Raw genomic sequence first — 16,821 nt, forward strand, 5'->3', positions numbered from 1 at the left:
CCCATTCTTTATCTAATAATGAGTTTTTGACATGGCTGCAACTGACTGGTTATCCCAAGGCACACTGGTATTGGCAAGTAATAACAAAGGTAAAATTGCCGAGTTTGAAAAACTGTTTGCCGAGCTACAACTGCCGGTTGAAGTCGTGGCCCAGGGCAAGTTGAATATCGAAGATGCGATCGAAGATGGTCTAAGCTTTGTAGAAAATGCGATTATTAAGGCTCGCCATGCTTGTAAAATTTCCGGAAAACCTGCTATTGCAGATGATTCAGGCATTTGTGTGCCAGTTCTTGGCGGCGCTCCCGGCATTTACTCGGCTCGTTATTCCGGTGAGCATGGCAACGATGCCGCCAATAATGAAAAACTGCTGGCCGATCTCAAATCCTTACGCCAAGATGGTGAAGTGATTGAGGGCATGTTTGTTTGCGTACTGGCACTGGTTCAACATGCCGAAGATCCCTTACCGCAAGTCTTTCAGGGTATCTGGCACGGGGAAATTCTGGAAGCTGCGCGTGGTGAAAATGGTTTTGGCTATGACCCGTTGTTCTGGTTACCGGAACTGGGGATTTCCAGTGCAGAAATGAGCAAGGAAGAAAAGAATAAAATCAGTCATCGTGGGCAAGCGATGCAGCTGTTTAAGAAGAGTTTGGAGAAGTAAGTTTCTCCTCTCATTACCCCCTCTCCCTTTGGGAGAGGGCTGGGGTGAGGGATTTTTAAAATACACCTCTCCCCTTGCGAAACAGCGTTTCTCATCTCCTAAAAGAAGAGGGAAAATCATCCTTCTAAAGCTTTTACATCCTCTCTAACTCTCTCCCTAGGAGTAAGAGGACCTTTTTATGTTTTTTATAATCCTGGCATCAACGCATGCACCACTGCCCCATATAAAGCAATCAAGATCGCGCTGGCCAAAGTTCCCGAAGCAATATATTTGGCGGAATGGCCTGTTCCCTGATAATGGGTTTCCAGCGCCACAATATTGGCTGCAGGCGGCAATAAAAAGAACATCAGCATTACCGCATAAATCAGCATCTGCTGCGGAATAGGTAAATAATAATAAGCGGCAACACACAGCAGAACCGCAAACAGTCCTCTATAAAAAATCAGTTGCAGACTACGCATTAAATCGAAGCGGCTGATCCGCACATTACTTAGCCACATCCCCAGCACACACATGCCGCTAAAAGTGACCAGCACTTTATTGGCCTGATACAGTATCTCTATCCCAGGCACTTGCTGCCAGTGACTCAAATCCCAAAATGATAATAGAGCTGCCACCGACAGTGCCACCACAGGTGGTGAGAGCAGTACATTTTTTAAAATATAGCCACTATCTTGTCTGGCTTCACTGACTGCCATTACCGCACAGACATTGCCAAACAAGGAACCACCGATGTACAGGGCCACCACGGTACTGGTCGCTTGCGGGCCAAAAACTGCCAGTGCAAAAGGAATCCCCAGCCATGCCCCATTTAAATAGCTCAGGCATAAGGCACGCAGTTTATTTTTCAGGGTGAAATAAAATAAGGCAAAAAACAGACAGGAACAGAAAAAGCTGAAGGCAATCAGCCACAAACTGCCCTCTTGGTAAAACACCATGTTGTAGATAATCAGTACCGGAATCAGTACTCGGGCCAATAAAGCAGCCAAAAAAGGTCTAATCGGTTTTAAATATTGCACCCCCCAATAACCAATCAGAAAAGACAGGAGGGGAAGAATCAAGGCCATAACAGTGCTGCTGAGATTTCCATATCAGGCTGTATGCTAGCACAGCATACTTTTCATTGAATTATGAAATTTTATATGAGTAAGCCATTCTCCTGCTACCGTGTCGGCAAACTGTCATCAAAGCGTCACCGCGCTGTCATACAAGCCTGCTGAGATAGGTGCATGAAATATAGAGGATAAAATAATGGCAGGATTATCAATTTGGCATGTGCTGATTTTCGCAATTGTAGTGATTTTATTGTTCGGCACATCGAAACTTAAAAATCTGGGTAAAGACGTCGGCGGCGCGATTAAAGACTTTAAAAAATCAGTCAAAGATGAAGAGGCTGAACAGGCCAAGCTTGCAGAGCCACGTACCATTGATGCCCAAGTCAAAACTCCCGAACATTCGGTTAAAAGTTAAGAGTTCGCTATGCTCAATATCGGAATGACCGAGCTGCTGATTTTCGGGATTATTGCCCTTTTGGTTCTTGGGCCAGATAAGCTTCCAGAAGCAGTACGTTTTGTCGGAACATGGTACGGCAAGATCAAGCGTATGGTGAGCAATGTTCAGAATGATCTTGATCGTGAATTGCGCCTGTCCGAGCTACGTGAACAGATGCAAGCTGAAATGCAACGGATTCAGGAACTGGAAGCCAAGATGCAGGCACAAATGACAGATTTGCAGCAGCCGATTGCAGCTGATCAAGTAAAAATAAAACCTCAGTCTGCTCAGCCCTTGCTCAGCTATCAGCCGGTGCAACAGCCCGTATCCTCCGTGTATTTACCTAAGCCTACAGCAATTCAAACCATGATTTCAGAACAACGCTATACAAAAATGAAGGTGGCCGTATGACATCCTTACCGACCACACCCGCCTCAAATGATGCTGCAGCGCTGAATCTTGAACAGATGCCGATTACCCAGCATTTGATCATCTTAAGAAAGCATCTGTTTAAAGTGGTTGCTGTCCTGATTGGCCTGTTTTTCTGCTTATTACCCTTTGCCAATCAGACTTACCAAGGGTTGTCCGAACCCTTGCGTGCACAGCTACCTGCCAGCTCAACCATGATTGCCACAGATGTCACTGCAACCTTCATGGCACCTTTTAAGCTGAACTTCTTTGTCGCGCTGATGATCGCGATGCCGTTTATCCTGTATCAGCTTTGGACCTTTATTAAGCCTGCGCTGTATGCCAAGGAAAAGAGCCTGGCCTTGCCACTTTTGATCGGCAGTATCGTGCTGTTTTATACCGGCATCAGCTTTGCCTACTTTGTGGCATTGCCCTCGATTCTGCATTTTTTTATCAGTGTTTCACCTGAAACTGTAGCCCCGATGACCGACATCAACAGTTATCTCAGCTTCTGTTTAAAGCTGTTTCTGGTCTTTGGTTTTACCTTTGAGATTCCTATTATTACCTTGGTTCTGATCTTGATTGGCGCAGTTTCGACACAGACTCTGATCGAGAAACGGCGCTTTATTATTGTGGGTTGCTTCTTTGTAGCAATGTTTGTGACGCCCCCGGATGCCCTGTCAATGATCATGCTGGCTGTCCCGATGTGGCTGCTGTTTGAACTGGGTTTGCTGGCAGGAAAACTGATTGAAAAGCGTCGGTTAAAGACTGAATAATAATAACCAGCCAAAACAAAAAAAATATTGATTTACTCAGGCAGCTCTGGCTGTCTTTTTGTTTCTTAAATTTTAATAAAATACTGATTTATTTAACTTTAATGAAATATTTTCTTAAGATTACTGTCATATCCCAAGCTTAAGGTATTGAAAACTTCTACACCACCAAGCACTTATTTTTTAATTGGGACTTTAAAATGAAAAATGAAGACATGATACCTTGCCAGGATCTGGTTGAAGACAGTAACAACTCAAATAACACGCACTTCCAAACGATTCTGGATCAATATACTAGCCGCCGCAGCTTTATTGCGAAAACTACAAGTGGGGCAATGGCATTAGCATTTGCAGCAACAGTAAGTGGTTGTTCAGATGATGATAATGATTCTGGTACTCCTGACGGTAATCCAACGACACCACCAGACACCACTAGCCCAGATCAACATGCATGGAGTGATCTAAAAGCACGTCCGAATAAATTAGCCTTTGAGCCGGTTCGCAAGAATACCCAAAACTTCTTCAGTGTTCCTGAAGGTTATGAGCTTAAAGTATTGTATGCAGTAGGTGATCCAATCAACCCTGCTTATCCAGAAAAGACCGATACGACCTTAGCTTCTGGTGCTTCTTACCAGTTCCGTTCAGGCGATAACCATGATGGTATGAGCTTCTTCGGTATGCATCCAACCAACAAAAATTATGCTGCGAAAGAATCAACACAAGGTTTACTTGTTTTAAACCACGAATACTTACAACAATCTCAGCTCCATACACCAGAAGGTACAATTACCATCGATGGTGTACGTCCAGAAGATCAGGTACTCCGTGAAGTGAATGCGCATGGTGTTTCTGTTATTGAGATCAGCAAAGATGCAAATACACAAGACGTTAAAATCAACTTAAATTCTAATTTTAACCGTCGTATCACTGCAGCAACCGAGATGGAAATTAATGGGCCAGCGCGTGGTTCTGACTTAGTCAAAACTATTTTCTCACCAGATGGGACGTTAACTCGCGGTACCTTTGCCAATTGTGGTAATGGTTATACGCCATGGGGAACTTACTTAACGGCTGAAGAAAACTGGAGTGGTTATTTCGCTCGTCAAGCCAATGACACCCGCGCTATTGCAAAAGAAGAAATTTCATTATCACGTTATGGTCGTGGTGGTACTGATGCCCGTTCATCTCAATACCGCTGGAATACTCCTGTTGCTGAATTAACCGGTGATAAAGGACTTTATGATCGTTGGGATATTTCAGTTAAAGGCACAAATGCTTTAGCAGATTATCGTAATGTCATGAATACGTGTGGCTTCATTGTAGAGATTGATCCATTTAGCGCGACTACACGTCCAGTTAAACGTACTGCACTGGGTCGTTTTGCACACGAGGACTGCCGATGTAGTAACCCTATTCCGGGTCAGCCATTAGCTTTCTATATGGGTGATGACGCGACCGGCGAATATATCTATAAATTTGTTTCTGAAGCAGTCTGGGATCCAAAAGACATTAATGGTGGTTATACCGCTGGTGATAAATACATGGATAAAGGGACATTATATGTCGCTAAATTCAATGATGACGGTACAGGTGAATGGCTAGAACTGACTCATGGCAAAAATGGTTTAACTGCTGCCAATGAAATCTATCCGTTTGCAGGCCAAGATGACATCGTCATCAATGCCCGTCTTGCTGCTGACCATGTAGGTGCGACCAAAATGGACCGTCCAGAATGGGTTGCAGTGAATCCCGAAAATGGTGAAGTCTATGTAACGCTTACCAACAACGGTAACCGTGGACGTGCTTACCCAACCGATGCAGCCAACCCACGTAGCTACATCGACTTTAAAGGCTCGTCAGCTAGCAACTCAGGAAACATGAATGGTCATATCATTCGTTTCAGTGAAGCTAAAAACACAGTTACAGCAACAAGTTTTGCTTGGGATATTTTCCTGTTCGGTGCAGAAGCACGTGCTGCCTCTAACATCAACCTGTCAGGTTTGGATGATTTAAATGACTTCTCCAGCCCGGACGGCATGTGGTTCGATCCGCGCGGGATTCTGTGGATTCAGACCGATGATGGTCAGTACACCGATGAAACCAACTGTATGATGCTGGCAGCACTTCCGGGTACTGTGGGTGATGGTGCTAAAGTGATTGCCGCCAGTACCAAGGCAGAAGGACAGGAAACCTTTGTTGGTGCCAAACTCAGTAATGATCGTGTTCGTCGCTTTTTGACTGGTCCATCGGGTTGTGAAATTACCGGCGTGACTATTACCCCGGACTACAAAGCGATCTTTGTCAACGTTCAGCATCCTGGGGGTGCATGGCCAGCCAACCAAAGCGAGCGTTATAGCCGTTTAGGCAAAGTACCTCGCTCTGCGACTGTGGTCATTACCCGTAAAGATGGCGGTGCCATTGCGGGTGAAGCTTTGGAACAAGCGAGCGTATAAAAAAAGCTGTTATTCAAAAATGCCGACTTCTAGTCGGCATTTTTTATATCCGGTGATTATTTCAGGCTAATTATTTTCTCAATAGTTTGACCTGCGGTCGCACCTTGTTGTGACTTCTCGATCCAGTGCCATCGTCCCTGCTGCATTCTCAAAAAATTGGAGCATCGGGTGCCATAGGCCGGACTCTGAATAAAAGTCGAAGACAGCAGCTGTTCCATTTCCACGGAGATGCCGGTATCTGGCAGAAGTTCAGGAATCACCTTACGTTCATCTTCCAGAATATCCCAGACTGCATGACACAAATCTGCTTCTGCGATCTCCTGGTGTTGCAGCATCGGTAAAAATTCCTGGGTAAAGCGTTTACGTAAATGTCGGGTCTTGTACCAGTCTTCACTCATCAGGCCATTCGAAACCACATAGACGCCATGCGCCAGTACTTGTGTTGCTTCACCGCGATTGCTCATATACACCGCCTGATCTTGATCGCCGATAAACAGGTTAAAGCCGGCATAGTCACACTGGCGTTGTTCCAGATCTTGAGCAAAACGAATCGGCGTTAAGTCAGAATCTAAAAAGTTCTGGATGATATGTCCACGTGAAGTCGGATAATGCCCTTTGTCCTGCCCATCACGAAAATTGGTAATCACCGCCCAGCGACCAGAAGCCGTAATCCCCATCCAGGTACCGCCCGACTGTAAATCTTGCCCGGCAATTATCGGACTATTCTCCCATTCATGCAGCTCCTGCGTAGGACGCTGATAGAACTCATCCCGATTTGAAATCAGACATAATGAGCTCTGATCCAGAACCCGCCAAGCCAATGCCACGATACACATAATTTACGCTCTCGATCTTTACACATTGAATGTACAACATTTTTCTTTGCTTTAAGCTAAAATCTGTGCAAAACAGAATCACAAGGAACAGGAATGCTCACCTATCCCAATATTGATCCCGTCGCGATTTCGCTCGGGCCCTTACAAGTCCACTGGTATGGACTGATGTACTTACTGGCATTTTTATTTGCCTGGGGATTGGCGACGTTTCGCGCCAAACAACGTGGCTGGACACCGGATATGGTGTCTGACCTGATTTTCTTCGGTGCACTCGGTGTGATCATCGGTGGCCGTGTCGGTTATGTCTTCTTCTACGGTTTTTCCCAGTTCCTGGCCGATCCTTTATGGCTATTCCAGATCTGGACCGGTGGCATGAGTTTCCACGGCGGTTTCCTCGGGGTCATTCTGGCCATGTTATGGTGGTGCAAGAAATATAAGATGACCTGGTTCCAGACCTTAGATTTTATCGCACCTTGCGTACCAACAGGGTTGATGTTTGGCCGGATTGGTAATTTTATTGGCGGCGAACTGTATGGTCGTCAGGTGACCGACCCAAACTTTGCCTGGGGCATGATCTTCCCGACCGATCCGCTGCAACTGGTGCGTCATCCATCACAATTGTATCAGGCGCTTTGTGAAGGCCTGATCCTGTTTATTGTCCTATGGTGGTTCAGTTCCAAGCCGCGTCCACGTATGGCAGTTTCGGCGTTGTTCTTGATCGGTTATGGTCTGGCACGTTTTGTGGTTGAATTCTTCCGTGAGCCGGACAATGGCCAGTTGTTTATTGGCTGGATGAGCAAAGGACAATTCCTGAGCCTGCCAATGATCCTGATTGGCTTGTGGATGATGTGGTATGCCTACCAGAAGAAAATATATGACTGGGGTCCACAAAAAAATAGCTGAGAAAATCGCGTAATTTAGCGAGGCAAAGGCCTCGCTTTTTTATACTCAAAATATGCTAAAGTGCCGATTATCTCTTCTATTCTTTCATCATTATGCTTGAGTTCTGGTTTAATCCGCAGGTATCTGTTCTCAAAAAACTTTTGATCTTTATTGTGATTGCAGCGACAGCTGCAGGCTTGTACTGGATGCAACCACTGCCCTTAGATTCTATTTTGATGTTTGTCGGGACCGGCATCATTTTTCTGATCTGTCGTTACTGCAAAATCCACTTTGCCAGCAAAAATCCGACCGGTTTGCTGTATAGATTACTGACCTGGATTCCAATTGCCTTATTGATTGCTTTAGTTTTTATGAATATGCAACAGGGCGAAATCCTGATTCCGGGTGCACAAGGCATTGCCTTTATGGCACTGGCAATTTGTCTGTTTTCTCCACTGTCCCTGCTCAATCAGAACAAATCAGATGCAGGTTCACCCCATGCTTGAGTTCTGGTATTCGGAACGCTGTAGCCGTCAAATCAAACTCATCGCCATCATCGCGACCTGTATTTTGATTTATACAGCATCGACTGTGGCCCAGTTAGATCCGGTATTTGTGGGGGTGAGTTTAGCGATTGGAATTGTCGTGCATTTACTACACCATTTCCGCCTGAAAATCTCAAAATCCAATCCCTATGCAAATGGCTTTAGCGCCTTGAGCCGGGTCATTCCCATCATTGCCTTAATTACCCTGTTTGGCTATTTACCAGAACAGCACCAGCAATGGGGCAAATTTGCCTTGGGTCTGCAATGTCTTGGCTTTGCCGCGATTGGATTATTTATCGTTTCAATCTATGAAAGCCGTGCGAAGCGTTTTGAGGACTGATCACTTCGCAGTGTTTTCTTAGAAGTAAGTTTCCAGACGATAGTAACTATAAGTCACGTTTTTATTGCGATAAACCGCATGATCTCGCTGTTTAAAATCCGATACCCAGGCACTACCTGAATAAGCCGCGATATGTCCATATTTATGTCCCTGAGTACGGTCAATAATATAGATATCGCCTTTTTTCGGCCGATCAAAAGAAGCATTAATTTTCTTATAACCCAGCTGCATCAGGGTACTTCCCCAATCTGCCGCTGCGACCGGATGATTCACAATTTTCGCACCAGAAGATTGCAGACCGACACGAATACTGCGCGCACATTTCTGTGTACTGGTATTTCGGGTAATGCCTTGCAGATAACTGGTAAATTTCTCGATATTGATACGATGGCCATTGCTTACGCCTGAAGCGTTACGGACAGTGGCTTTTTGGGATGACTTTTTAGGTCTTTGCTCCGATTGGGAACGCACCATGATATTCGCTTGGACAGGAGCATATACTTCGCTCATGTTTACTTGATGATCATAGATCATGCCTTACCAACCGCTCCTCGCCTGTAATTTAGGCTTTCATATTGTTAACAAGCCGAGAATACTAGTCGTTTAAATGTTATCTTTCACATTAAAAATGTAAATAAATTTGTCTATTTTTCCGGCATTCAAATTAAGCCGTTCTTTCTCATACAGTTACAAAACCCATCATCTTTGCAAAAAAAATGTAAAGCAAAGCCAACTTCGATGCCTTGCAAAGCTTTTTTAGCCTGAACTATACAAAATGAGTCCTTATCTTTTTCTACTGAAACGTGTGGATTTAATCTGTAGCTCGGCCATTTTCAGATAACATTTCACCACATGATTACATCATTTTGAGCTTTACCGCCTGTATTACACTGATGCGGCATTTTTAAACCTTGAACTAAACTTTAAATATTGAACTAAACAGAGAAGAAAAATGAGTCAGACTTTAAGTACCGTTTCAAATTTTAATTTAGAACAATATTTAAGTACCTGGTATGACATTGCACACTTGCCGATGAAGCGCCAACCTGAAGACAGCACCGATATTTCTGCGGTATAGAGCTTGAATGAAAATGGCAAGGTGGATGAAGCCATTGCTGAAGCGATCATTGTCGATGCAGAACATGCCAAGCTTGAAATCAGATTTTTACCTGAAGGCTTGCATGGGATCCCGTTTACCAAGGGCGATTATTGGGTCTTAAAAATCGATCCGGATTATCAGACGGCACTCGTGGGCGAGCCGAATAAAGAATATTTATGGTGATTACATCGCGACACCAGTCTGGACGAAGCGACTCAACGCGAATATTTAAGTTATGCAGCACCCTTAGGTTATGATCTGTCTGATCTGATTCATACCGTCCATACTGGCCATAAAACCGCTTAAACCTTTTCTACAACAAGCACCCGCACTGGGTATTTTTTTTTGATTGGGTGCTTGCCGATCTTTTTTGCAGAAGATGCAATATCAGAAATATTAGAAAAAAATGTTATGATGCATTCAATTCAATTTACCCAACTCGACAGAAAGTGGATTTATCCGAGATAAACTTTTTCTGCTGAAAAAAAAGGTAATTTAAACAAATTTTTAAGAGAGACCTATGCGCCAATATCTTGACCTATTACAACATATCATCGACAACGGCGGCGATAAAGGCGACCGTACCGGTACAGGTACACGTTCGGTATTTGGTCATCAGATGCGCTTTGATCTTTCCCAAGGTTTTCCTTTACTGACCACCAAAAAAGTTCATTTCCGCTCTATCGTGATCGAACTGTTGTGGTTCCTGAAAGGCGATACCAATGTTCAGTATTTAAAAGACAATAAAGTCTCGATTTGGGATGAATGGGCGACCGCAGAACAAACTGCGCGTTTTGGCCGTCCTGAAGGCGAATTAGGCCCAGTATATGGTCACCAATGGCGCAATTTTGGTGCCAGCAAAAATGCAGACAATAGTTATAATCAGGATGGTTTTGACCAGATCAAATGGTTGATCAATGAAATTAAAACCAATCCAAATTCGCGCCGTCTGATTGTGTCGGGCTGGAACCCGAATGAAGCGGGTCAAGTCGCATTACCACCTTGCCATACCCTGTTCCAGTTCTTTGTACACAATGGCAAATTGTCTTGCCAGTTGTACCAGCGCAGTGCTGATGTATTTTTGGGTGTACCATTTAACATTGCCAGCTATGCTTTGTTGACGCATATGATCGCGCAAGTTTGTGATCTGGATGTTGGTGACTTTGTCTGGACTGGCGGCGATACCCATTTGTACAGCAACCATTTTGAACAGGCACAATTACAGCTCAGCCGTGAGCCACTCGGCCTTTGTCAATTAAAACTAAATCCCGAGATTAAAGACCTGTTCGATTTCAAATTTGAAGATATCGAAATTGTCGGTTATGAATCTCATCCAGGAATTAAAGCCCCTGTCGCTGTTTAATTTTCTTTATTATAAAGTTCCCCCTCCTCCTAGGAGAGGGCTAGGAAGAGGTTTTTTACCACGCGTGAATCGCCACCTCCTTTCAAAATATATTCCTAGCCCTAAAGCATGAAGGCAATCAATATAGATTTTTAACCTTTCTTTCGTACCAGTAAAAAATTACACGAAGGACTTTGGGCTTGATAAGAAGGATTCAATACATGTCATTTCAAGATTTAGAAGTTGTACACGTCGTTGCCATGGATCAGCAGCGTTGTATCGGCAAGGGCAATGACCTACCTTGGCATATCTCTGCCGACCTGAAACACTTCAAGGAAATCACCCAAGGCGGTGTGGTGGTGATGGGTCGCAAGACACTAGAATCGATGGGACGTACCTTGCCTAAACGGGTGAATTGGGTCATTACCCGTGATCCAGACTGGGCATTTGCAGGCACCAAAGTCGCTTATAGCATTGAAGATGCGCTGAGTCAGGCCGTTGCAGATGTAAAGGCTTCAGAAAAACCTGAAACCATTTTCATCATTGGTGGTGGTGAAATCTTTAAACAGACTATGGATATTGCAGACCGTCTGGAACTGACCCATGTCGAACTGGATGTACAGGGCGATGCCTATTATCCAGCGATTCCAGCAGAATTTAAAAAAGTCGCTGCCGAGCAACATATCGACGACAAAACCGGCATTGCTTTTGAGTTCGCAACCTACAGAAAATAAAGCCTATTTCTCATGAAAAAGTGATGATGCAGGGACGCGAATACATCTCCAGACATTGGAGTCTGTGGCTACTGGGCAGCCTGTTTACTTTATTCGTCCTTCTGTCGAGCCTGTGGTTCAGCCTGATGCTCTGGGTTCATCAACCCCTCGGAAAAATCGGCAGCTTGATGCTGATTGGACTCTGGCTGACCTTTGCGCTGGTCGTTCTCGGGATTTATTTCACCCGGCATCTGATCTCCCGCCAAGTGGATAGCGTTCTTTATCTTCTGGCCTTTTTATTCTGTCTGCTAGGATATTTCAGTCTGGAAGCGCGTCAGGATCGAGAGTGGAATCCTGAGGTTTCCCAGCTTCTGCATTATGAGCAGCAAGGCGATCAGGTTACCTTACACAATATCCGCAACTTTGACTGGCAGGCCGATGGTCGCTATATCGAACGCTGGGAAAGCCGCAGTTTTGATCTGAATCAGATTACTGGCGTGAACATCATTACTTCCTACTGGATGGGGCCTAAAATTGCCCATACCCTGGTCAGCTTCGATTTTGCCAATCAAAAGCCACTCACCTTCTCGATTGAAATCCGCAAGGAAAAGAATGAAGAGTTTTCAGCGATTGGTGGCTTTTTCCGAAAATATGAACTGAGTCTGGTCGCATCGGATGAAAAGGATATTGTCTATACCCGTAGCAATGTCCGTGGTGAACAGGTCTATTTTTTCCCAGTCAAAATGCCGCAAGCTCAGGCTAAAGCGCTATTCAAGGAATATCTGCGTCAGGCCGATGAGCTGGCCCAAAAGCCAAAATGGTACAATACCCTGACCAGTAATTGCACCACACTAGTCTTTGATATGGTTCAGGCGATATCGCAACAACAGCTACCCTCAGATTACCGGTTGCTGGCCTCCGGCTATTTACCGAATTATCTCTATGATCTTAAAGTACTGGAACAGTCTTGGGATATGCACACTTGGTATCAACGGGCACATGTCAATCCACGGGTAGAACGCACCGCTAATCTCTCCAGTCAGGACTATTCACGCCTGATCCGGCAGGGCCTACCAAAACCCGACATGCGATAACTGTGTAGCAAATCCACTTCAATAAAGATACAAAATCAACTGGAACCTTGATCATTTTTTTGTTTATATACAAATAGCTAGTCAATGATCAGAGTATCTCTCATGCTAAAAAAATTAACTGCAATCGCGATTTTAGGCTCGGTTCTAACGGTCATGGGCTGCGAAACTGTGCCCAATACAGCCACGACACAAACCGCGAATCATTTACAACTTTTGCAAAATCGTACTTGGATTGCGACCCAGATTGGTAATACTGAAATCAAGACTGCGCCAACCGCACGCAATGTTCCGAGTCTGCAATTTGATGCCAGTACCCAGCGCGTTTCAGGTTCAGATAGCTGTAACCGGATTATGGGCAGTTACACAGCAGCGAAAGACACGCTGACCCTGAACCAAATGGCCACTACCCGTATGGCCTGTATGAACAACGATCAGCTTGATCAGAAATTTAATGAAGCTTTAGCCAAAGTGACACATTATCAAGTATTTGGTAAAACCTTAAAATTACTGGATCGCCATGGGAATCTCTTGATCCAGCTAGAAAGTGCTGTTCAGCCGCGTTAATACTTCCCTACAAAAAGCCTGTATGGACAGGCTTTTTTATCTTTCATACTGATGAGCTGGAATTTAACCATCAGCCCGATTGAGTTATTTAATTGAATGAGGAATCAACCATGCAACAGGCACTTTTCGGTGGGGGATGCTTTTGGTGTACTGAAGCCGTATTTTTACAGATCCAGGGGGTTCAGCAGGTCATCAGTGGCTATGCAGGTGGGCACACAACTCAGCCAAACTATGATGATGTCTGTGGTGGCAATACCGGCCATGCCGAAGTCATTCTGATCGATTTCGATGAAAACCAGATTAACTATACCCAGTTGCTTGATGTATTTTTTGCGACCCATGATCCGACCACGCTAAACCGTCAGGGCAATGATGTCGGCACCCAGTATCGTTCTGTAATTTATTATCTGAATGATGAACAGCAGCAACAGGCGCAGCAGGCGATCGATGCTCTGAAAACCGATAGCATCAATGTGGTGACTGAACTGAGCCCTGCTCCAACTTTCTATCCGGCGGAAGACTATCATCAAAACTTCTTTGCCAAGAACCAGACCCAGGGCTATTGCAATTTTGCCATTCCGCCAAAATTGAATAAATTACGCAGCAAATTTACGACCCTATTAAAAACCCATTAAGATTCACGAAAAATGGGCATAAAAAAAGCGACTGCAATCAGTCGCTTTTTTTATTATCTAAATCTTAGTTATCGGTTGCAAAAGCAATATCGCTGAGTCCGGCTCCACTCGCACGCGACATGACTTGCGCCACCGAGTCATAACGTGATTCTTTATCCGCTTTCAACACAATGGTCGGCTGACGTTCAGCTTGGCCCGCTTCATTAAAACGGGTTTCAAGCTGCTCTAGCGTCAGTACATCGCCATTCCAGGCAATGTCACCTTCGGCATTGATGCTGATCGTGACATTTTCAGGCGGCAGATCGATAATCTCCGCAGTAGTTTGTGGCAAGGTTAATGGAATTGATGGGTTCGCAACGGTCGCTGTCACCAGAAAGATGATCATCAATACCAACATAATGTCGATGAGGGGAATGAGGTTCATCTCATTCATGCCTACATCGTTGTCTTCACCCAGTTGAAAAGCCATTAAGCTTGACCTCCCACGAAACTCTGTTGTGTTACTTTTTCATCAGACTTTTTTGCAGCAGATTCCTGTTGCAGCATAGTATCAATCAGCAGACCATGTGCCTGATCTTGTAACTCGTGTGCCAAACCACGATTAGCACGGACACAGATGTTATAAGCCAGTACCGCAGGAATCGCGACTGCCAGACCTAAGCCAGTCATAATCAATGCTTCACCGACTGGGGTTGCCACTTGTGCCAGACCAGCCTGACCACTTTTACCAACAGCAACCAACGCATGGAAGATGCCCCATACCGTACCGAACAAACCGACAAATGGTGAAATTGAGGCAATCGTACCAAGAACTGATACACCTTTTTCGGCATTGGCTTTTTCTGCTGAAATCTGGCGTAATAGCGCCTGTTCTGCCACTGCCTTACGTTGTTCAAAGCCCAAAGGAGCCAGTTTGGTTTTCAGTTGCTCCAATGCCTTAGATAACTGAGTATAGGCAATCTGTTTCAGTTGGCGAGTGCCCATCAAACGCAGCACAAAAATGGTCCATGTCGCAATCGACATTGCCAATAACACGAAATACAGCGTTTTACTGACTGCATCAGCGTGTTGCCAATAAACTGAAAAGTTCATATTCGAACTCCTAATGGGTGAGCCGTTATTTAACCTGAAAATCGAAAGGCTGTTCCACGCGTGTTGGATAAGCCACACCATTTTCAACATATTTGGTGAGTTGTGCACGACGTACCGCTGCTTCTACTTTGCGCGTTACCGCCGGGCTACAACTTGAATTTCGTGCAGTCGCAGAGACCACTTTACCCTGCTCATTCGCTGAAACGTCTACTACCAGTGAACAGGCTGATTTTAATTCACCTGCAGAGAGTGAGACTTTTGGTGAACGCTGCCAGGACACGCCCCCACCAATCGATACACTTTTCGGTGATGGCGGCGCAGCAGGTGCTGGCGGTGCCATAGGCGCAGGTGGCGCGACTGGAGCGGGTGCCGATTTCACTTTAGTTTCAGTGACCACTGTCGGTACAACCGGACTTGGGGTTGGTTTTGCTTCAACTGGCGGTGCTTTAACCACTTTTGGCGCTTCAGCCTTTTTCACCTGCTCGATTTTTTCTACTTTTTTCGGTGGTGGTGGCAGCGGTTTATCGACAATTTTGACTTCTTTAGGCTTAGGCGGCTCTTTTTGTGGCTCGGCCTTCGGCTTTGGCGGTAAAGGTTTTGGCGCTTCCTGGAGTTTAACAAAGCGCACTTTTAAGGGTTGCTTATCAATGGGTGTCAGCTCAGGTGCTTTCATCTGGCTGATCGCATATAACACACCCACATGCCCAACCAGTACAGCCGCCACGATAGAGATGACTTTCTTTTTCATCTGATTCGGCGGTGTAGGCATTTGGGGCGCAGCAACTTGACTCATTAAATCTATTACCTTGAGGAGATGATGTGGAACAAACTATCAAGCTCATCGGTTAGCACAATTAAAGTATGCCAATAATAAATGAGAAGTGTTTTCATTTGCAACCGCTAATCCTACCTTTGACTGACTTTTTTTGCATCAAAACAAAAAAGGCACACTAAAAGTATGCCTTTTTAAAACGCAATGCAAGTCTTATTGGAACACGACAGTCTTGTTGCCATCGACAATAATACGGTCTTCCAAATGCCATTTTACCGCACGGGCCAATACATTACGTTCTACGTCCTGACCGAGTTCACGTAACTGCTCAACAGTAAAGTCATGGTTCACGCGCTCCACATCCTGCTCAATAATCGGACCTTGATCCAGATCAGCAGTCACATAGTGCGCAGTTGCACCGATCAGCTTCACGCCTTTTTCATAGGCCTGTTTGTACGGATTGGCACCTACAAAAGCCGGCAGGAAAGAATGGTGAATGTTGATCACTTTCATTTCCCACTTGCTGACAAATTCTTCATCCAGAATCTGCATATAACGCGCCAGCACCAGTAAGTCATTGCCCTGCATCAACTGGTCGATTTCTGCATAAGCTTCAGGTTTGTTGTCTTTGGTCACCGGCACGACTTCGAATGGAATGCCAAAGTTTTCAACTGCTTCGCGTAAAGTCTCGTGATTCGATACCACTTTGGTAATTTCACAAGGTAGGCCACCACGCGCATGACGCCATAACAGCTCAAGCAAGGCATGATCGACCTTAGACACCAGAATACCGACTTTTTTCACGTCACTGACCAGAGCCAGACGCCATTGCATGCCATAGCGTTCTGCCACATTCGCTGCAAAAGTCTGGGTAATACTTTCTTTACGACTTTGCAGATTATCGAGTTCAAATTCAACGCGCATGAAGTAACGTCCGCCCTGCGCTGCTGTCGCATATTGGTCAAGCGCAGTAATGTTGGCACCTTGATGATACAAGAAGCTCGAAACAGCCTGCACGATGCCCGGCTTGTCTTCACAAGTAATCAATAAACGTGCGGTGTTAGCAGTCGTCATATTCATGTTGGTTTAAGTCACTAATCAGTTAAATTAAAAATAAGCCGAGT

The 16,821-nt window shown here is 45.0% G+C and carries 22 protein-coding genes; 15 read left to right on the forward strand and 7 right to left on the reverse strand.

Annotation, left to right across the window (positions count from 1 at the left end; genetic code table 11):
- Positions 1-31 precede the first annotated feature (31 nt).
- Positions 32-658, forward strand: coding sequence for an RdgB/HAM1 family non-canonical purine NTP pyrophosphatase (gene rdgB / locus NI464_RS00385; RefSeq protein ID WP_253137580.1), 627 nt, complete (start codon positions 32-34; stop codon positions 656-658).
- A 185-nt stretch (positions 659-843) separates the two neighbouring features.
- On the opposite strand, the gene NI464_RS00390 is transcribed toward rdgB, so the two are convergent.
- Positions 844-1,725 (reverse strand): AEC family transporter, encoded by an 882-nt coding sequence (locus NI464_RS00390; protein ID WP_253137581.1) that lies wholly within the window; start codon positions 1,723-1,725, stop codon positions 844-846.
- A 184-nt stretch (positions 1,726-1,909) separates the two neighbouring features.
- Here NI464_RS00390 and tatA point away from each other — a divergent pair, with 184 nt between their 5' ends.
- The 4 genes from tatA to NI464_RS00410 all read left to right on the forward strand — a co-directional run bounded on the left by tatA (position 1,910) and on the right by NI464_RS00410 (position 5,783).
- Positions 1,910-2,128 (forward strand): Sec-independent protein translocase subunit TatA, encoded by a 219-nt coding sequence (tatA, locus tag NI464_RS00395; RefSeq protein ID WP_004729524.1) that lies wholly within the window; start codon positions 1,910-1,912, stop codon positions 2,126-2,128.
- A 9-nt stretch (positions 2,129-2,137) separates the two neighbouring features.
- Positions 2,138-2,560 carry a Sec-independent protein translocase protein TatB gene (gene tatB / locus NI464_RS00400; RefSeq protein ID WP_191112044.1) on the forward strand — a complete coding sequence of 141 codons (423 nt, stop codon included), beginning with the start codon at positions 2,138-2,140 and terminating at the stop codon, positions 2,558-2,560.
- Positions 2,557-3,333, forward strand: a complete 777-nt coding sequence (tatC, locus tag NI464_RS00405) for a twin-arginine translocase subunit TatC (protein ID WP_191112043.1) — start codon at positions 2,557-2,559, stop codon at positions 3,331-3,333. The genes tatB and tatC overlap by 4 nt, the downstream gene beginning before the upstream one ends.
- Before the next feature lie 197 nt (positions 3,334-3,530).
- Complete coding sequence (locus NI464_RS00410) at positions 3,531-5,783, forward strand: PhoX family protein (RefSeq protein ID WP_253137582.1); 2,253 nt, start codon at positions 3,531-3,533, stop codon at positions 5,781-5,783.
- 56 nt (positions 5,784-5,839) lie between these two features.
- Here the strand turns inward: NI464_RS00410 and NI464_RS00415 are convergent, their stop codons facing one another.
- Positions 5,840-6,619 (reverse strand): NRDE family protein, encoded by a 780-nt coding sequence (locus NI464_RS00415; RefSeq protein WP_253137583.1) that lies wholly within the window; start codon positions 6,617-6,619, stop codon positions 5,840-5,842.
- 93 nt (positions 6,620-6,712) lie between these two features.
- Here NI464_RS00415 and lgt point away from each other — a divergent pair, with 93 nt between their 5' ends.
- From lgt to NI464_RS00430, 3 genes are all read left to right on the forward strand, one after another.
- A complete protein-coding gene (gene lgt, locus NI464_RS00420; RefSeq protein WP_005107931.1) occupies positions 6,713-7,522 on the forward strand; it encodes a prolipoprotein diacylglyceryl transferase in 810 nt (269 codons plus the stop codon).
- Positions 7,523-7,614: 92 nt separating this feature from the next.
- Positions 7,615-8,007: a hypothetical protein gene (locus NI464_RS00425; protein ID WP_005245942.1), complete on the forward strand. Its 393-nt coding sequence runs from the start codon at positions 7,615-7,617 to the stop codon at positions 8,005-8,007.
- Positions 8,000-8,386 carry a hypothetical protein gene (locus NI464_RS00430; RefSeq protein WP_005107934.1) on the forward strand — a complete coding sequence of 129 codons (387 nt, stop codon included), beginning with the start codon at positions 8,000-8,002 and terminating at the stop codon, positions 8,384-8,386. Before NI464_RS00425 ends, NI464_RS00430 begins: the two co-directional genes overlap by 8 nt.
- Before the next feature lie 18 nt (positions 8,387-8,404).
- Here the strand turns inward: NI464_RS00430 and NI464_RS00435 are convergent, their stop codons facing one another.
- Positions 8,405-8,920: a hypothetical protein gene (locus NI464_RS00435; RefSeq protein WP_005107935.1), complete on the reverse strand. Its 516-nt coding sequence runs from the start codon at positions 8,918-8,920 to the stop codon at positions 8,405-8,407.
- 418 nt (positions 8,921-9,338) lie between these two features.
- Between NI464_RS00435 and NI464_RS00440 the strand changes: the two genes are divergently transcribed.
- The 7 genes from NI464_RS00440 (at position 9,339) to msrA (ending at position 13,833) form a co-directional block, all read left to right on the forward strand.
- Positions 9,339-9,464 (forward strand): lipocalin/fatty acid-binding family protein, encoded by a 126-nt coding sequence (locus NI464_RS00440; protein ID WP_005245940.1) that lies wholly within the window; start codon positions 9,339-9,341, stop codon positions 9,462-9,464.
- Positions 9,465-9,467: 3 nt separating this feature from the next.
- Positions 9,468-9,668 carry a lipocalin family protein gene (locus NI464_RS00445; RefSeq protein ID WP_005250658.1) on the forward strand — a complete coding sequence of 67 codons (201 nt, stop codon included), beginning with the start codon at positions 9,468-9,470 and terminating at the stop codon, positions 9,666-9,668.
- A 337-nt stretch (positions 9,669-10,005) separates the two neighbouring features.
- Positions 10,006-10,848 carry a thymidylate synthase gene (gene thyA, locus NI464_RS00450; protein ID WP_253137584.1) on the forward strand — a complete coding sequence of 281 codons (843 nt, stop codon included), beginning with the start codon at positions 10,006-10,008 and terminating at the stop codon, positions 10,846-10,848.
- 200 nt (positions 10,849-11,048) lie between these two features.
- Complete coding sequence (locus NI464_RS00455; protein WP_004278430.1) at positions 11,049-11,561, forward strand: dihydrofolate reductase; 513 nt, start codon at positions 11,049-11,051, stop codon at positions 11,559-11,561.
- Between the two features lie 23 nt (positions 11,562-11,584).
- Positions 11,585-12,634, forward strand: a complete 1,050-nt coding sequence (locus NI464_RS00460; RefSeq protein WP_080547865.1) for a DUF4105 domain-containing protein — start codon at positions 11,585-11,587, stop codon at positions 12,632-12,634.
- 102 nt (positions 12,635-12,736) lie between these two features.
- Positions 12,737-13,198 (forward strand): META domain-containing protein, encoded by a 462-nt coding sequence (locus tag NI464_RS00465; RefSeq protein WP_004278432.1) that lies wholly within the window; start codon positions 12,737-12,739, stop codon positions 13,196-13,198.
- Between the two features lie 110 nt (positions 13,199-13,308).
- Entirely contained in the window at positions 13,309-13,833 is a 525-nt protein-coding gene (gene msrA, locus NI464_RS00470; protein WP_253137585.1) for a peptide-methionine (S)-S-oxide reductase MsrA, read from the forward strand.
- A gap of 64 nt (positions 13,834-13,897) precedes the next feature.
- On the opposite strand, the gene NI464_RS00475 is transcribed toward msrA, so the two are convergent.
- The 4 genes from NI464_RS00475 to purU form a co-directional block, all read right to left on the reverse strand.
- Complete coding sequence (locus tag NI464_RS00475; RefSeq protein ID WP_004278434.1) at positions 13,898-14,302, reverse strand: ExbD/TolR family protein; 405 nt, start codon at positions 14,300-14,302, stop codon at positions 13,898-13,900.
- Entirely contained in the window at positions 14,302-14,925 is a 624-nt protein-coding gene (locus NI464_RS00480; RefSeq protein WP_247143228.1) for a MotA/TolQ/ExbB proton channel family protein, read from the reverse strand. Before NI464_RS00480 ends, NI464_RS00475 begins: the two co-directional genes overlap by 1 nt.
- A gap of 25 nt (positions 14,926-14,950) precedes the next feature.
- Positions 14,951-15,718: an energy transducer TonB gene (locus NI464_RS00485; protein WP_253137586.1), complete on the reverse strand. Its 768-nt coding sequence runs from the start codon at positions 15,716-15,718 to the stop codon at positions 14,951-14,953.
- 192 nt (positions 15,719-15,910) lie between these two features.
- Positions 15,911-16,777: a formyltetrahydrofolate deformylase gene (purU, locus tag NI464_RS00490; RefSeq protein ID WP_004278437.1), complete on the reverse strand. Its 867-nt coding sequence runs from the start codon at positions 16,775-16,777 to the stop codon at positions 15,911-15,913.
- Positions 16,778-16,821 lie beyond the last annotated feature (44 nt).

This window comes from Acinetobacter lwoffii, assembly GCF_024129685.1.
GTDB classification, from domain to species: Bacteria; Pseudomonadota; Gammaproteobacteria; order Pseudomonadales; family Moraxellaceae; genus Acinetobacter; species Acinetobacter lwoffii_X.

Bases quoted from the DNA above. Each gene is read 5' to 3' on its own strand.
- rdgB (WP_253137580.1), top strand. From the start codon at position 32: ATGGCTGCAACTGACTGGTTATCCCAAGGCACACTGGTATTGGCAAGT.
- NI464_RS00390 (WP_253137581.1), bottom strand. From the start codon at position 1,725: ATGGCCTTGATTCTTCCCCTCCTGTCTTTTCTGATTGGTTATTGGGGG.
- tatA (WP_004729524.1), top strand. From the start codon at position 1,910: ATGGCAGGATTATCAATTTGGCATGTGCTGATTTTCGCAATTGTAGTG.
- tatB (WP_191112044.1), top strand. From the start codon at position 2,138: ATGCTCAATATCGGAATGACCGAGCTGCTGATTTTCGGGATTATTGCC.
- tatC (WP_191112043.1), top strand. From the start codon at position 2,557: ATGACATCCTTACCGACCACACCCGCCTCAAATGATGCTGCAGCGCTG.
- NI464_RS00410 (WP_253137582.1), top strand. From the start codon at position 3,531: ATGAAAAATGAAGACATGATACCTTGCCAGGATCTGGTTGAAGACAGT.
- NI464_RS00415 (WP_253137583.1), bottom strand. From the start codon at position 6,619: ATGTGTATCGTGGCATTGGCTTGGCGGGTTCTGGATCAGAGCTCATTA.
- lgt (WP_005107931.1), top strand. From the start codon at position 6,713: ATGCTCACCTATCCCAATATTGATCCCGTCGCGATTTCGCTCGGGCCC.
- NI464_RS00425 (WP_005245942.1), top strand. From the start codon at position 7,615: ATGCTTGAGTTCTGGTTTAATCCGCAGGTATCTGTTCTCAAAAAACTT.
- NI464_RS00430 (WP_005107934.1), top strand. From the start codon at position 8,000: ATGCTTGAGTTCTGGTATTCGGAACGCTGTAGCCGTCAAATCAAACTC.
- NI464_RS00435 (WP_005107935.1), bottom strand. From the start codon at position 8,920: ATGATCTATGATCATCAAGTAAACATGAGCGAAGTATATGCTCCTGTC.
- NI464_RS00440 (WP_005245940.1), top strand. From the start codon at position 9,339: ATGAGTCAGACTTTAAGTACCGTTTCAAATTTTAATTTAGAACAATAT.
- thyA (WP_253137584.1), top strand. From the start codon at position 10,006: ATGCGCCAATATCTTGACCTATTACAACATATCATCGACAACGGCGGC.
- NI464_RS00455 (WP_004278430.1), top strand. From the start codon at position 11,049: ATGTCATTTCAAGATTTAGAAGTTGTACACGTCGTTGCCATGGATCAG.
- NI464_RS00460 (WP_080547865.1), top strand. From the start codon at position 11,585: ATGATGCAGGGACGCGAATACATCTCCAGACATTGGAGTCTGTGGCTA.
- NI464_RS00465 (WP_004278432.1), top strand. From the start codon at position 12,737: ATGCTAAAAAAATTAACTGCAATCGCGATTTTAGGCTCGGTTCTAACG.
- msrA (WP_253137585.1), top strand. From the start codon at position 13,309: ATGCAACAGGCACTTTTCGGTGGGGGATGCTTTTGGTGTACTGAAGCC.
- NI464_RS00475 (WP_004278434.1), bottom strand. From the start codon at position 14,302: ATGGCTTTTCAACTGGGTGAAGACAACGATGTAGGCATGAATGAGATG.
- NI464_RS00480 (WP_247143228.1), bottom strand. From the start codon at position 14,925: ATGAACTTTTCAGTTTATTGGCAACACGCTGATGCAGTCAGTAAAACG.
- NI464_RS00485 (WP_253137586.1), bottom strand. From the start codon at position 15,718: ATGAGTCAAGTTGCTGCGCCCCAAATGCCTACACCGCCGAATCAGATG.
- purU (WP_004278437.1), bottom strand. From the start codon at position 16,777: ATGAATATGACGACTGCTAACACCGCACGTTTATTGATTACTTGTGAA.